This is a genomic window from Bartonella sp. AA9NXGY (genome assembly GCF_042196845.1).
In the GTDB taxonomy this organism is placed as follows: Bacteria; Pseudomonadota; Alphaproteobacteria; order Rhizobiales; family Rhizobiaceae; genus Bartonella.
Map to the genome: position 1 here is coordinate 13,278 of NZ_JBHIRB010000004.1, position 13,460 is coordinate 26,737.

Below are 13,460 nucleotides of genomic sequence, written 5' to 3' on the forward strand. Positions count from 1 at the left end.
GACAGAAAGATTTGTTTAAGATGTTTGCATCTTTTTTAGTGGGTTGTTTATTGGGGAGCAATCATCTTTTTAGGATCAACTAATCGGTCATAATCCTCTACAAAAACACCTGCTTTTAATGCTTCGGTGCGCAAAGTTGTATCATTTTTATGCGCTGCTTTGGCAATTTCAGCAGCTTTTTCATAGCCAATTTCTGGTGCAAGAGCTGTGACTAACATGAGTGAGCGCTCCATGAGTGAGTGAATATGAACACGATTAGCTCGTAATCCTTGAATGCAATGCATATCAAAAGAACGCATGCAATCACCAAGAAGGGTAATTGATTGTAAAACGTTATAGCCAATAACAGGTTTATAAACGTTGAGTTCAAAATGTCCTTGGCTTGCGGCAAAGGTTACGCTGGTGTGATTACCAAAGACTTGGCATGCGACCATGGTTAAGGCTTCACATTGCGTGGGGTTGACTTTGCCGGGCATAATAGAAGATCCTGGTTCATTTTCAGGAAGACTGAGTTCCCCTAAACCGGAACGTGGACCAGAGCCTAAAAACCGAATGTCATTGGCAATTTTAAACAGATCAGCAGCGAGAGCATTCAAGCTCCCGTGGAAATGCGCAAGGGCACCATGATGGGCAAGTGCTTCAAATTTATTGCTGGCAGTTTGGAACGTTATTTCTGTGAGAGTGCTCACTGTTTGCGCAAAAGCAACGTCAAAACCTTTTGGCGCATTCAGCCCTGTGCCAACAGCCGTACCACCTTGAGCAAGCATTTGGACATCGGTTAGAGCATTTTCAATACGCTGAAAATTGGCTTCTAATGCGGCACGATAGCCTGAAAATTCTTGCCCTAAGGTTAAAGGGGTTGCATCTTGCGTATGGGTGCGGCCGATTTTAATGATATCTGCAAATTCTTGCTCTTTTTGTTTTAATGTCGCAATAAGAGCTTCAAGGATTGGCAGTAAGTGTTGGCGTGTTTGCAACGTGGTGGCAATGTGAAGCGCCGTGGGAAAGGAATCGTTCGATGATTGGCTCATGTTGACATGGTCATTGGGATGAACTGGTTTTTTGCTTCCAAGTTTTCCTCCCAAAATCTTACTAGCACGATTAGCAATGACTTCATTGACATTCATATTGCTTTGTGTGCCAGAACCTGTTTGCCAGACGGACAGTGGAAAATGCGTATCAAAATCGCCAGCAAGCACTTCATCAGCGGCGGCAATAATTGCTTTTCCAATATTTTCTGGTAGTTTTCCTTTGCCCATATTTACAATCGCTGCTGCTTTTTTGACAAGGACTAAGGCATAGATGATGGCAAGAGGCTGCTTTTCACTGCCAATATTAAAATTATGCAGAGAACGTTCAGTTTGTGCGCCCCAATAACGATCTTGACGTACCGAAATCGTTCCAAAGCTATCCGTTTCCTGACGTGTTTCAACCATGATAAGATCCTTTTTTGTTCACGGGTTCTCAAAAAAGATAGATAACGCGAAAGTGCAATAAGAGGCAAGACTTTGAAGCTTCATTTAGAGAAATTATTTTTATGGCTATTCTTGACATTGAGAGATGCCGATTTTATATCTAACACATGCTAGCACTCGTAATTTGAGAGTGCTAGCAAGAACTTTTAAGATTAATTCAATTATGTTCAGTTTTAAGGATTTAAAACATGGCTAATATACAATTCCGCCCACTTCACGACCGTGTCGTTGTCCGTCGGGTTGAATCTGAAAATAAAACGGCTGGTGGGATTATCATCCCTGATACAGCAAAAGAAAAACCCCAAGAAGGCGAAGTGATTGCTGTTGGCAATGGCGCTCTCGATGATAACGGAAAGCGCGTGCCTTTAGAAGTCAAAACAGGAGACCGTATTTTGTTTGGAAAATGGTCTGGAACTGAAGTCAAGATTAATGGGGAAGACCTCCTCATCATGAAAGAATCTGACATTATGGGAATTATGGGCTAATTGAAGCACTTAGTTTTTCATTGTGTACTATTTTGAGAAAACTCCAAGGAGAAATTAAATGGCTGCTAAAGAAGTCAAATTTGGCCGTGAAGCGCGTGAGCGTTTGTTGCGCGGTGTCGACATCCTTGCTAATGCTGTTAAGGTGACACTCGGCCCTAAAGGTCGCAATGTGGTGATTGATAAATCATTCGGTGCGCCTCGTATCACAAAAGATGGTGTATCCGTTGCAAAGGAAATCGAACTGGAAGATAAGTTCGAAAATATGGGTGCACAAATGTTGCGCGAAGTTGCTTCTAAAACCAATGATATCGCTGGTGATGGAACAACAACAGCAACTGTTTTAGGACAAGCTATTGTGCAAGAAGGTGTTAAAGCTGTTGCTGCGGGCATGAACCCAATGGATCTTAAACGTGGGATTGATGCTGCTGTTGAAGAAGTGGTGGCAAACCTCTTCAAAAAAGCAAAAAAAATTCAAACTTCAGCAGAAATTGCACAGGTGGGAACAATTTCCGCTAATGGCGCTGCTGAAATCGGTAAAATGATCGCTGATGCTATGGAAAAAGTGGGCAATGAAGGCGTCATTACCGTGGAAGAAGCTAAAACCGCTGAAACGGAATTAGAAGTCGTTGAAGGAATGCAATTTGACCGTGGGTATCTTTCCCCTTATTTTGTCACAAATGCTGAGAAAATGGTCGCTGATCTTGATGATCCTTACATTCTCATTCACGAAAAGAAATTGTCTAATTTGCAATCTCTTCTTCCTGTGCTTGAAGCTGTTGTTCAGTCTGGAAAACCACTTCTCATTATCGCTGAAGATGTGGAAGGTGAAGCTTTGGCAACGCTCGTTGTCAACAAATTGCGTGGTGGTTTGAAAATTGCTGCTGTAAAAGCTCCTGGATTTGGTGACCGTCGTAAAGCAATGTTAGAGGATATCGCTATCTTGACATCCGGACAGGTTATTTCTGAAGATGTGGGCATTAAACTTGAAAATGTCACTTTGGATATGCTTGGACGTGCAAAGAAAGTGAATATTTCTAAAGAAAACACCACCATTATTGATGGTGCTGGACAAAAGGCTGAAATTACTGCTCGCGTCAATCAAATCAAGGCTCAGATTGAAGAAACAACTTCTGACTATGACCGTGAAAAATTGCAAGAAAGACTTGCTAAACTCGCTGGTGGTGTTGCTGTTATCCGTGTGGGTGGTGCAACAGAAGTTGAAGTGAAAGAAAAGAAAGACCGTGTTGATGATGCTTTGAATGCAACACGTGCTGCTGTTGAAGAAGGTATTGTTGCTGGTGGTGGTACCGCATTGTTGCGTGCAGCAAATGCGTTGACCGTTAAGGGAAGTAATCCTGACCAAGAAGCTGGTATTAGTATCGTTCGTCGTGCTCTACAAGCACCAGCGCGCCAGATTGCAAGCAATGCTGGTGAAGAAGCCGCTATTATTGTGGGCAAAGTGCTGGAAAATAATGCTGACACTTATGGTTACAATACCGCAACTGGTGAATTCGGTGATTTGATTGCTTTGGGAATTGTTGATCCTGTGAAAGTTGTGCGCTCTGCTCTTCAGAATGCGGCTTCAATTGCGAGCCTTCTGATCACAACAGAAGCAATGGTTGCTGAAGTTCCAAAGAAAGATACACCAATGCCTCCGATGCCTGCTGGTGGAATGGGTGGAATGGGCGGAATGGATTTCTAAGCTCTTATTCCATAGAAGTAATAAAGAAACGGGCCTTCTGTGCCCGTTTTTTTTTATGCTTTTTCATGTTTTTCAACCGGTGAATTCGGTGATTTGATTGCTTTCAAGAATTGTTGATCCTGTGAAAGTTTTTGCGTTCTGCTCTTCAGAATGCGGCTTCAATTGCGAGCCTTCTGATCACAACAGAAGCAATGGTTGCTGAAGTTCCAAAGAAAGATACACCAATGCCTCCGATGCCTGCTGGCGGAATGGGTGGAATGGGCGGAATGGATTTCTAAGCTCTTATTCCTAGACGTAATAAAGAAACGGGCCTTCTGTGCCCGTTTTTTTATGCTTTTTCATGTTTTCCAATCGGTGAATTTGGTGATTTGATTGCTTTCAAGAATTGTTGATCCCGTGAAAGTTTTTGCGTTCTGCTCTTCAGAATGCGGCTTCAATTGCGAGCCTTCTGATCACAACAGAAGCAATGGTTGCTGAAGTTCCAAAGAAAGATACACCAATGCCTCCGATGCCTGCTGGCGGAATGGGTGGAATGGATTTCTAAGCTCTTATTCCTAGACGTAATAAAGAAACGGGTCTTCTGTGCCCGTTTTTTTATGCTTTTTCACGTTTCATACAGTTTTTCCTTTTATGACAGTTCCTTTATCTTATAGGATTGTTCTATTCTCCACTGGTTGATCTACCGTCATTGTGAATGAATCTCACTCTTAATCCATAGCTTTTTCTCTTGTTTTTATGAAATGTTTCTATTGTGCGGGGATCGTGGTTTCCTTTGAAAATATTTTGCTAATAAAAATACAATTCTTTGATTTATAGTCAGTTATTCCTAATACAGTTCTGTTTTTTCATTTCAGATTTATGCCTGCACCGTTAAAAAATCTTGGGTTTGTGCTTCATAAGGTGAGAGGTCACTACGGTTTTTATGAACCAACGCAATCATTAAAAGTCAGTAGTTAAGAAGAGTCAGTAGTTAAGAGTTAGTACCTATTGAGCGTTGGAAAGACAGAGTTGAAAAGAGCATGATGGGGCTGGTTTGTTTTTTATGAATAAGATGCTGGTATTTCAAGCTTTTGCATAGGAGAATAAGCATCTCTCTGTTTCGTTGATCTCTGAAATGGGGAGACTGCTCCATTTGAGAAGCTTAAAGATAAAAGCTAATTTTTCGCCTTGCTCTCATCTTTTTTTCGGTAAGCTCATCACCTAAACTGGAGCCAAACCCATATTGTTATACTCAAGTTCTGTTTGTTGCCTATATTGTGACAGAAAATTCTTGAGTGGGGAGCCATTTTTGAACTAAGGGGACCATGACAGTTAGCCGAAAAAAATCATGACAAGACAGTAGACGTGCTTGTGTTAGAATTTTTAATGCTTCTGATGATAAAGGCACGCGAAATTCTGTTGTAGCCTCATGCCTTCTTTTCATATTTTCGAGCCAAGGATTTTCCATATATTCTCTTCAACTTGACCTTTATGCATAGAACATAAGGGAATTGGGAGGGTGGAAATTGAGAGGCAGGGTATTGGGAGGGTGGAAATTGGGAGGCAGGGAATTGGGAGGGTGGAAATTGAGAGGCAGGGAATTGGGAGGCAGGGAATTGGGAGGCAGGGAATTGGGAGGCAGGGAATTGGGAGGCAGGGCATTGGGAAGGTGAGAGGAGCCGGCTTGCTTTTTTATTCAACGTAAAGATGAGAGGCTTTATGTAAGGCTACCATTACATTGCTTGTTTATGCACTTCTTTAAAAGAAATGTCTTTTAATACAAATTCTTGGCAATGCTATTTATGAAGAGTATAAAATCATTTGGATATCAATAGTTTATTAAAAAAATGTATGTTGGTATGATCCTTTTCTTATGTTACCAAAGTTGCTGACTTACGCGTTGGTTAAAAATCTCTCTTCATACCCCTAAATTCATTTCATGAAAGTGTTTGTGAAGAGTGTATAAAAATTTCTCGTGAGACATGAAAAATCATCAATAAAATCTCCATGTTTTCAAAAAATAACGAATGGCTTTTTATCTTTTTAAAAGATTTAACACGTCTCACGTTTTTTATTTATTTTAGAGCTGAATATTCGATTTTTGTGTAAAAATACTTCCCAGCACATCTACGATCCGTGAAAAATCAAGTGCTAATAAAAAAATGATGAATATAATCCATTTCGTATAGCGTGACATCATTTTTACACTTTTATACGTTGTGATGATTTCTTGTAGGACTTCTTTTTCCTTTTCTGTAAGCTCTGTTTGTTTTTCCGTTTTTTTTCTAGCCATGTTTCCACCCACACATGTGTTCCCCTTGTTTGTTATGCTTTAAAATATCTCTTGCGAGATTTGAACTGATGATATTGTGATCTTTGTTGTCTAAATAAATGGGCATCCAACCAACGCAAGAAAAATGCTCATTGATTGTTTTTATCGCGCAACCAGTGAGTAAGAGCAGCGCGTATATCAGCATCACTTTTTTGATTAATTTCATTTTCCACCTCTAGCCGTGTTGTTGATGACTTTAGCGTTTTTTCTATTTGCTTTTGTTGTTCAACCTTCTTTCCAAGAGTGAAAGCTTTTGCTAAAGCGATAAAAAAAGCGGTCAGAGCCGCTCCTGTTATCATCAGATTTTTTTTCAACCACCACATCATAAGCGCTGCTCCCGAAACCGTTTTGCCACAAAGAAAATGCCAACGCAGGCGGCTAAAACCATAATGGTTGCTAATGCCCATTGGATGGGACCATTGCCTGCCAATAAGCCCCCAAGTCCAGAAAAAGAACCAATAATCGGTGTAAGCGCTTCTGCTTTGAAAAATCCCATTGGAGCTTGCGTTTCTACAGTTTGGTAGTTGGGAGAAACATAAGCCCCTTTTGCCCATAATCCCGATTCTGCTGCACGACGGTGCACTAAACCGTGAAGACGTTTTCCTCCTGCTTTAGTCCACTTTTGTAACTCAGCAGGGACGGCTTCATATTCGCCATTATTGAGTTTTTTGAGCAGGGTCGAATTACAAAAAGCCGATGTTCCTATATTATAGCAAAACGATACGAGCGCGGCGAATTGTTCATCCGTTAAAGAAACCGTCACATGTTTTTCAACGGTATTTTCAAATTGTCTTAAATCTTGAGAAAGAACTTCTTCTGCTTGTTTTTCAGTAATGATCATGCCCTTGTGAACGAACGGTTTACCAGCCGCGCTGGTATGACCATAGCCAATTGTCCACACCCCGATGGCATCTTTATAGGCTTGTAAACGCAATCCTTCCCATTGTTTAATGAGCGCAAGCCCTGCTGATGATATTTTTCTCATTTGCTTCTCCATAAAATAAAGCCTCACGTTAACGTGAGGCTGGTTGACAGATTAAAAATGAATTTTTCACGCTTCAAAAACAGAAGAGATGTGAAACTTTTATGAAATCAAAAGGTTGGTTATGACATCTTAGGGAATGGGGGAATGGTTGGTCAAAAGGGATAATAGTTGGGTAAGTGGAATAATGGCTGGGCAAGAGGAGTAATAGTTGGGCTGGTGTTTTCCGTTAAGAGAGGTTGTAGATTTTAAGAGCTTTTCCTGGTGTTTTTGATGGAGCCTTCTTGGGGTGCGGGCGGTTGTTTGGTTGATGCACGATAAGTGTGGTCTATTGCGGTTGTTTGGTCGTATGGCATTGATGTGGGGGTGTTTGAGATACGAAGTGGATACTCTCAGAAAAACAAGACATATGCTTTTACTGAAGACGAAAGCATTAAATATTTTATGTATCAAACGTTTTGCTTATCCAAAGAGTCTCATTGTTACACAGAGCTTTGGGCTAACAAGAGCTGTGGAATTTTGATACAATTTTAAGAGGGGCTGGTTTTTATAGGACAATGGTGCTTTTTCTTTAAGAGGAAAGTTGTTTGTGCTATTTTTGTTTTATGAGCGCAAAAGCTGGTTTGCTTAGAGAAATCTTAGCCGTAAAGCAGCATCTCTTCGTTCTTTGATGAATAGGAATATGGAAAAGCCTCAATTACATCGTTAAAGATTTGTATTCAGTAATCCTTTTTTGGTGAGAGGAAATAGAAACAGTTTTTCCCTCTGTTGTTTTTAAGTTTTTTTCAAATCTCTCTCTCAGGGTTTCGCCTTTTTTGTTGACTGTTTCATGTTCAGCTTCCGGATGGACTTTTAAATATTGTTCTAGACGTCTTCTTCCTTGCGCATGTTTATAAAAAGTGGTTGGAAGATAGGAATCTAACTTTTCAGCAGATAAAGATGAGTTGGGTTCACATAATACACCCTTAACATTATCTTTGTGCAATCTTGCTAATTTATCAGATTCAAGATGAAGCTTTTTGGCAAGGCTTAAGCTGAACATCCCGCATTCAGAAGAGCTTCGCTGAATATCCATTTCTGCCGTGGTAAAAGAATAAGGAGGCAGTTGAAGACATTGAAGGGTTTGATTTATTTTTATCCCTAGTTTGCAAGCTGTGATATTCTGAAATGTTGTAGGTTCAAGCATAATCAAAGAGATTTTGTCATCAACTTTTTGATAATCAAGGACGGCAAAGTGGATTTTGCTTCCCGAATTGACTATAAATCGGGCAGATTTTGCGTCGCTCTCAACGACTTCTTTTAGTGCGTGCGAAAACTCTTCTGCTGTAAGAGCCAATTTGAGATTCATTTCTGGATATTTGCTGTTTGCTTTTTCTACGAGAGCCGGCATCAATCTAATATCTGTGTTTTCATAATAAGCGTTAATCCAACGGCCGGTGACAAGATCATCTTCTAAGCCTGTAATAATATCTTTTAATTCGTCAGAACTCGGTGCAACATGTTCTTCTTCTGTTTGGATGGAACTTTGCATCAAACGTGCAATAAGGTCTTCTAAAGATTCATTTGCACCTGCTCCTTCTGGTGTTTGTGAGGAATGAGGGAGGGAAGAATCTTGTGGCTTCATAATCTTAGCCTCTATATTGATGATTGATAAATGATATTATTTCTTCAATTTTGGCTAAACAATGTTTGCAGGAAAGATTTTTATCTAAAAAAACAAAGAGATGAAATCATCTTTATTTTAAAAAATTTTGTTACGAAAGACAAAATCCCCCGCTTTTCAGAGTCAAAGGTAAGGTATCTTTTTGTCTTTTAAGAGGTCACGTTGCTTACTGTTTGCATCTTTACCTCAAAAGAAGATTTGCTAACAGCAACTTATATCTTACCGTAAAGCCGCAGAGCTTCATTCTTTGTGGATGTGGAATATGGCTATGGCCAAAACGCTTATTACATCATTAGAGATTTGTATTCTGTTGCTCTTTTTCTGTGTTGTGAAACAGAAACAGTTTTTGTCTCTGTTGCCACCAAGCTTCTCTCAAATCTTTCGGTTAGGGTTTCGCCTTTTTTGTTTACTTTCTCCTGTGCTGCTTCTGGATTGGCTTTTAGATATTCCCCAAGACGTCTTCTGCCTTGCACGTGTTTGTAAAAAGAGGTTGGAAGATATGTATCTAATTTTTCAGCAGGTAAAGGCGTGTCTGGTTCACATAACACATCCTTAATATTATCCTTATGCAGTCTTTCTAATTTATGAGCTTCGAGATAAAGCTTTTTAGCGAGCGCTAAGCTGAACATTCCACATTCAGAGGAACTGCGTTGAATATCCATTTCTACCATGGCAAAAGAACAATTGGGCAACTCATGCGCTTTAAGAGCCAATTGTGTTCTTAATGCCAGCACTGCTGGTTTCATATTGTTGAGTGTTGTAGGTTCAAAAAATATCACGGAGGTTTTGTCATCGATGGTTTGATGATCAATCACTGAAAAATGGATTCCCCTGTCCTTTGTGTGAATGATAAATCTAGAAGATTGAACGCCGTTTTCGATGGCTTCTTTGAGTGCAAGGGCAAAGTCGTGAGATGACGCTGCCAATTGAAGACGCATGCCGGGATATTTACGATTTGCCTGATCTACCAAGGCTGGCATTAGTTTAAGGTCTGTACTTGCATAATCAGCTGTGAACCAACGACCCGTTGAGATATCATTCTCTAAACGGGCAATGATACTTTTTAATTCTTCACGATTGAATGGGATATTTTTGCCTTTTTCGCTACTGGGTTGTTCTAAATGTGCAGTAAGAGTGTCTAACGATGCATTTGCACTTGCTCCTTCTGGTGTTTGTGAGGAATGAGGGAGGGAAGAATCTTGTGGCTTCATACTATTAGCCTCCATATTGATAATCGATAGGTGATATTATCTTCTTCAATTCTGGCTAAACAATGTTTGCAGGAAAGATTTTTATCTAAAAAAACAAAGAGATGAAATCATCTTTATTAAAAAAAATGGTTACGAAAGACAAAACCCCACGCTTTTCAGAGTCAAAGGTAAGGTATCTTTTTATCTTTTAAGAGATCACGTCGCTTACTGTTTGCATCTTTACCTCAAAAGAAGATTTGCTAACAGCAATTTATGCCTTACCGTAAAGCCGCAGAGCTTCATTACTTTGTGAAGGTGGAATATGGCTATGGCCAAAACGCTTATTACATCATTAGAGATTTGTATTCTGTGGCTCTTTTTCTGTGTTGTGAAACAGAAACAGTTTTTGTCTCTGTTGCTACCAAGCTTCTCTCAAATCTTTCGGTTAGGGTTTCGCCTTTTTTGTTTACTTTCTCCTGTGCTGCTTCTGGGTTGGCTTTTAGATATTCCCCAAGACGTCTTCTTCCTTGCACGTGTTTGTATAAACGAGCTGGAAGATATGGATCTAATTTTTCAGCAGGTAAAGGCGTGTCTGGTTCACATAACACACCCTTAATATTATCTTTGTGTAGTCTTTCTAATTTTTGAGCTTCGAGATAAAGCTTTTTGGCAAGGCTTAAGCTGAACATCCCACATTCAGAGGAGCTTCGTTGAATATCCATTTCTACCATGGCAAAATGAATATTCGGAAATTGGTGATGTTCAATGGATTGTCGCGTTCTTAATGCAAGTAATGCGGGAAGCGTGTCACGCAGTAAGGTCGGTTCAAAAAAGATCAAAGATGTTTTATTATCAATGGTTTGATGATCGACAACCGCAAAATGAATTCCCCTATCTTGTGCGTTAACGATCAGCCTAGAAGATTTTATGCCCTTTTCGAGCGTTTCTTTGAGTGCAAGGGCAAAGCCGTCAGGGGGGCTTGTAAGTTTGAGATTCATCTCTGGATATTTACGATTTGCTTGATCGACCAAGGCTGGCATCATGTACAGATCTAAAATATCATAATAATTTTTGATCCAACTGCCATCGGCATTATGCTTTTCTAAACCGGCAATAATATCTTTTAATTCTGCACGATTAAAAGGGGTGTTTTTTATTTTTTCAATGTTAAGCCGTTCTAAATGTGCAGTAAGAGTGTCTAATGATGCATTTGCATGCGCCCCTTCAGGTGCACTTGCACCTTCTGGGGTTTGTGAGGAATGTGGTGGGGGAGAATCTTGTGGCTTCATAATCTTAGCCTCTATGTTGATGATCGATAAGTGATATTATCTTCTTCAATTCTGGCTAAACAATGTTTTGAAAAACAAGCCTTTGCATCTTGAAAGGTGAGGCGATGAGAGCATAATAATGCTGTTTTCATATTTTTATGCGTGTATTGCTCATCATTGCTGTGATGTATGATATTGGTATTTTATGGGGGGATTATTAGGGCGTTCTATTGAGAGCCCTTATTGAATACCACTTGTTTTGAAAATCTCAAAATTATAGAGTTGTTGGTGATGCAAATTGTGTAATGCAAAAGAAAACAGTCAGAAAAGGACGAAAGATACCTTCAAACCGTAAAGTTTTAAACATTGCCGCGAAACACACTGTTTTATAACAGTCTATGATAATGCGAAAATTTTATGATGAAATCTGGACGCAGAAAACCCCTTACCGCATCTACCATTAAATACGATTTTTCATATTCTGTCAACCGCAAAACGATTATTTTTCCTCCTTTATCGCGGGAAAAATCTACAGAAAAAAGCTCATTCATTAGCTATGCAGCAAAATATCTTGTTTTAATGGAAAAGTTTTTGATGTGGCAAAAAACATTTTCTCCTTTGAGAAAGGCGTGGACAAGATGAAGGGAGAATTGTGGTTTTGAAATCCGTGGTATTTTATTGATGGAATTAGGAAGGCGGTGGTTGGAAGGTGTTTGTGGAACAAAGCTTTAGGTGTTGGCGATTTGTGGGGGTGATTGGGGTTGTGCTGGCTGTCGTATTAGTGGTGGTGTGATAGGTGTGGAGGGTTATCGGTGCAGTTGTTGATGAGGGAGGAGATTGTTGGTAGGGGCTTTTTCTTTCGTTTAAGGGATGATGCTTTTAATTGTGTCAAAAATCAACGGGTTGTTTTAATGATAAGCTATTGATTTATAGTGGATATTTTATCGTTATTTATCTTGAATGAGAAACCCAGATTATGCTGAAATAAAAGCCATAGCTCTTGTCCGTCATAAGATCAGAAGAGCCATATAGAATTGTACAAGAAAAGACGTAAAATGACGATAATGAATTGTCTGAAGAGCTAAGGATGTTGCGATATTGGGTGAATTGTATGATGAGGGTGGTTTGTTACAATGGGGGTAGAGGGAAGAATGTTGCTGTTTTTTAAAGAGGGGGCAATATTTATCCTGTCCATGCCGTGAAATATTGTCCTTTGAGGCATGGATTAAGTGAGGCACTGGTAGGTATAAGGTTAAGTCTCTTTGACAGTTGAAGTATTTTTTTAAAGGGCGTGGTGGATATTTTTAAGCTTGTTTGTTGTGCGCTTTAAGCTTGTCAATCCCATGAAATTTTATGAAAGGGCAAGCTCAGAGGTTCTCAAGTGTCATTTGCCAAAGGGGGACTTTATAAAGGCGCTGGTTATAAAGAGGCATGTTATAAAAGAAGGGGGAGAATCTTTATCCTGTGAGGGGGAGGAAATGATGGGTGTTTTAGCCAAGGCTCTTTTGGGTAGAACTGTCAAAATGTTTATAAAGGGCATCAAGAATAATACGCAACGAGCCAACAAGATTAGGCAGCGGTTGATCTTCTATAACAAGATAGTGTAATGCCGCATGAAAGTTGTGTTGACGATGTAGATATTGTGCTTCTTTAATCGCTTCTTGCATAGCTTCATAGTGTTCCGTTGCTCTTTGGATCCATTGCTTTTTTGCTTTCTCATCTGATGCGCTGTGCGTAAAACCATCATAATAACCGTTTGGTAAACCTTTTGCACATAAATAGTCGTTTCTAATTTGCAAGTATTGTTGCGCCGTGTCATATTGCTCTTTACTGATGCCTGATGAAGCCTCTTTATAGCCAAGCAAACAAAGACGCCCAATATAGGTTCCGACAAGCGGATTTTTCGCTTCTTCGAAGCTTAAACCAAAGTGTTTTGCACGCATTTCAATCGCAGATTGAAGCGCAGATTCGCTGGAATTTTGGGCACGTGAAATACGGCCTTTGGGCTCTCGCTTTCCTGTTATTTTCGATCTACCGCGTTTTTTACGTATTTTCATGAACTTAACCATTTGAATGAAAAAGAAACTGTCTGTTGATGGGGGACAGTGATGTAAAAAGCACTTGGCGCAAATATTGGGGGGAGCAAATACTTAAGAGGGGGAAAATACTTAAAAAGAGGAAAATACTTAAAAGGGGGAAAATACTGGGGGGGGGGAGTGAGCAAATACCGGGAAATATCAGCCGTTGCAGATCAAAAAACAAACGATACTAAAGGCGTTTTAAATGCAAAGAAAAGCAACGGTGTGGGGCGAAAAAATCATCTTTAAGGTGGTTTCTTACCTTTTTTATCTTATCCCTATCAGTCTTATCTTCCGCCCCTGTCA

Annotated in this window: 12 protein-coding genes and 2 pseudogenes; 5 read left to right on the forward strand and 9 right to left on the reverse strand. The window is 39.9% G+C overall.

Annotated features, from left to right (window positions below; all coding sequences use genetic code 11):
• Nucleotides 1-47 precede the first annotated feature (47 nt).
• On the reverse strand, nucleotides 48-1,436 hold the full coding sequence (gene fumC, locus ACFIM6_RS03055) for a class II fumarate hydratase (protein ID WP_375611602.1): 1,389 nt from the start codon (nucleotides 1,434-1,436) through the stop codon (nucleotides 48-50).
• 227 nt (nucleotides 1,437-1,663) lie between these two features.
• Here fumC and groES point away from each other — a divergent pair, with 227 nt between their 5' ends.
• The 4 genes and pseudogenes from groES to ACFIM6_RS03075 all read left to right on the forward strand — a co-directional run bounded on the left by groES (nucleotide 1,664) and on the right by ACFIM6_RS03075 (nucleotide 4,206).
• Complete coding sequence (groES, locus tag ACFIM6_RS03060; RefSeq protein ID WP_005774667.1) at nucleotides 1,664-1,960, forward strand: co-chaperone GroES; 297 nt, start codon at nucleotides 1,664-1,666, stop codon at nucleotides 1,958-1,960.
• Between the two features lie 58 nt (nucleotides 1,961-2,018).
• Nucleotides 2,019-3,662: a chaperonin GroEL gene (gene groL, locus ACFIM6_RS03065; protein ID WP_375606493.1), complete on the forward strand. Its 1,644-nt coding sequence runs from the start codon at nucleotides 2,019-2,021 to the stop codon at nucleotides 3,660-3,662.
• A gap of 72 nt (nucleotides 3,663-3,734) precedes the next feature.
• A pseudogene (groEL, locus tag ACFIM6_RS03070) lies at nucleotides 3,735-3,940 on the forward strand (chaperonin GroEL); the annotation flags it as partial.
• 128 nt (nucleotides 3,941-4,068) lie between these two features.
• Complete coding sequence (locus ACFIM6_RS03075) at nucleotides 4,069-4,206, forward strand: hypothetical protein (protein WP_375611699.1); 138 nt, start codon at nucleotides 4,069-4,071, stop codon at nucleotides 4,204-4,206.
• Nucleotides 4,207-4,980: 774 nt separating this feature from the next.
• Here the strand turns inward: ACFIM6_RS03075 and ACFIM6_RS03080 are convergent.
• The 7 genes and pseudogenes from ACFIM6_RS03080 to ACFIM6_RS03110 form a co-directional block, all read right to left on the reverse strand.
• Nucleotides 4,981-5,150: pseudogene (locus ACFIM6_RS03080) on the reverse strand (integrase); the annotation flags it as partial.
• Nucleotides 5,151-5,721: 571 nt separating this feature from the next.
• Entirely contained in the window at nucleotides 5,722-5,934 is a 213-nt protein-coding gene (locus ACFIM6_RS03085) for a hypothetical protein (RefSeq protein ID WP_375610233.1), read from the reverse strand.
• A 128-nt stretch (nucleotides 5,935-6,062) separates the two neighbouring features.
• A complete protein-coding gene (locus ACFIM6_RS03090) occupies nucleotides 6,063-6,299 on the reverse strand; it encodes a hypothetical protein (RefSeq protein WP_375611603.1) in 237 nt (78 codons plus the stop codon).
• Nucleotides 6,296-6,958 carry a lysozyme gene (locus ACFIM6_RS03095; protein ID WP_375611604.1) on the reverse strand — a complete coding sequence of 221 codons (663 nt, stop codon included), beginning with the start codon at nucleotides 6,956-6,958 and terminating at the stop codon, nucleotides 6,296-6,298. The genes ACFIM6_RS03090 and ACFIM6_RS03095 overlap by 4 nt, the downstream gene beginning before the upstream one ends.
• A 694-nt stretch (nucleotides 6,959-7,652) precedes the next feature.
• Nucleotides 7,653-8,579, reverse strand: a complete 927-nt coding sequence (locus ACFIM6_RS03100) for a YopJ/AvrA family T3SS effector serine/threonine acetyltransferase (RefSeq protein ID WP_375611605.1) — start codon at nucleotides 8,577-8,579, stop codon at nucleotides 7,653-7,655.
• 323 nt (nucleotides 8,580-8,902) lie between these two features.
• Complete coding sequence (locus tag ACFIM6_RS03105) at nucleotides 8,903-9,829, reverse strand: YopJ/AvrA family T3SS effector serine/threonine acetyltransferase (RefSeq protein WP_375611606.1); 927 nt, start codon at nucleotides 9,827-9,829, stop codon at nucleotides 8,903-8,905.
• Nucleotides 9,830-10,152: 323 nt separating this feature from the next.
• Complete coding sequence (locus tag ACFIM6_RS03110; RefSeq protein ID WP_375610230.1) at nucleotides 10,153-11,097, reverse strand: YopJ/AvrA family T3SS effector serine/threonine acetyltransferase; 945 nt, start codon at nucleotides 11,095-11,097, stop codon at nucleotides 10,153-10,155.
• A 396-nt stretch (nucleotides 11,098-11,493) separates the two neighbouring features.
• Between ACFIM6_RS03110 and ACFIM6_RS03115 the strand changes: the two genes are divergently transcribed.
• Entirely contained in the window at nucleotides 11,494-11,718 is a 225-nt protein-coding gene (locus ACFIM6_RS03115; protein ID WP_375611607.1) for a hypothetical protein, read from the forward strand.
• An 848-nt stretch (nucleotides 11,719-12,566) separates the two neighbouring features.
• On the opposite strand, the gene ACFIM6_RS03120 is transcribed toward ACFIM6_RS03115, so the two are convergent.
• A complete protein-coding gene (locus ACFIM6_RS03120) occupies nucleotides 12,567-13,133 on the reverse strand; it encodes a hypothetical protein (protein WP_375611608.1) in 567 nt (188 codons plus the stop codon).
• Nucleotides 13,134-13,460: the final 327 nt, after the last annotated feature.

Bases quoted from the DNA above. Each gene is read 5' to 3' on its own strand.
- groL (WP_375606493.1), top strand. From the start codon at position 2,019: ATGGCTGCTAAAGAAGTCAAATTTGGCCGTGAAGCGCGTGAGCGTTTG.
- ACFIM6_RS03085 (WP_375610233.1), bottom strand. From the start codon at position 5,934: ATGGCTAGAAAAAAAACGGAAAAACAAACAGAGCTTACAGAAAAGGAA.
- ACFIM6_RS03110 (WP_375610230.1), bottom strand. From the start codon at position 11,097: ATGAAGCCACAAGATTCTCCCCCACCACATTCCTCACAAACCCCAGAA.
- ACFIM6_RS03095 (WP_375611604.1), bottom strand. From the start codon at position 6,958: ATGAGAAAAATATCATCAGCAGGGCTTGCGCTCATTAAACAATGGGAA.
- groES (WP_005774667.1), top strand. From the start codon at position 1,664: ATGGCTAATATACAATTCCGCCCACTTCACGACCGTGTCGTTGTCCGT.
- ACFIM6_RS03090 (WP_375611603.1), bottom strand. From the start codon at position 6,299: ATGATGTGGTGGTTGAAAAAAAATCTGATGATAACAGGAGCGGCTCTG.
- ACFIM6_RS03105 (WP_375611606.1), bottom strand. From the start codon at position 9,829: ATGAAGCCACAAGATTCTTCCCTCCCTCATTCCTCACAAACACCAGAA.
- fumC (WP_375611602.1), bottom strand. From the start codon at position 1,436: ATGGTTGAAACACGTCAGGAAACGGATAGCTTTGGAACGATTTCGGTA.
- ACFIM6_RS03100 (WP_375611605.1), bottom strand. From the start codon at position 8,579: ATGAAGCCACAAGATTCTTCCCTCCCTCATTCCTCACAAACACCAGAA.
- ACFIM6_RS03115 (WP_375611607.1), top strand. From the start codon at position 11,494: ATGATGAAATCTGGACGCAGAAAACCCCTTACCGCATCTACCATTAAA.
- ACFIM6_RS03120 (WP_375611608.1), bottom strand. From the start codon at position 13,133: ATGAAAATACGTAAAAAACGCGGTAGATCGAAAATAACAGGAAAGCGA.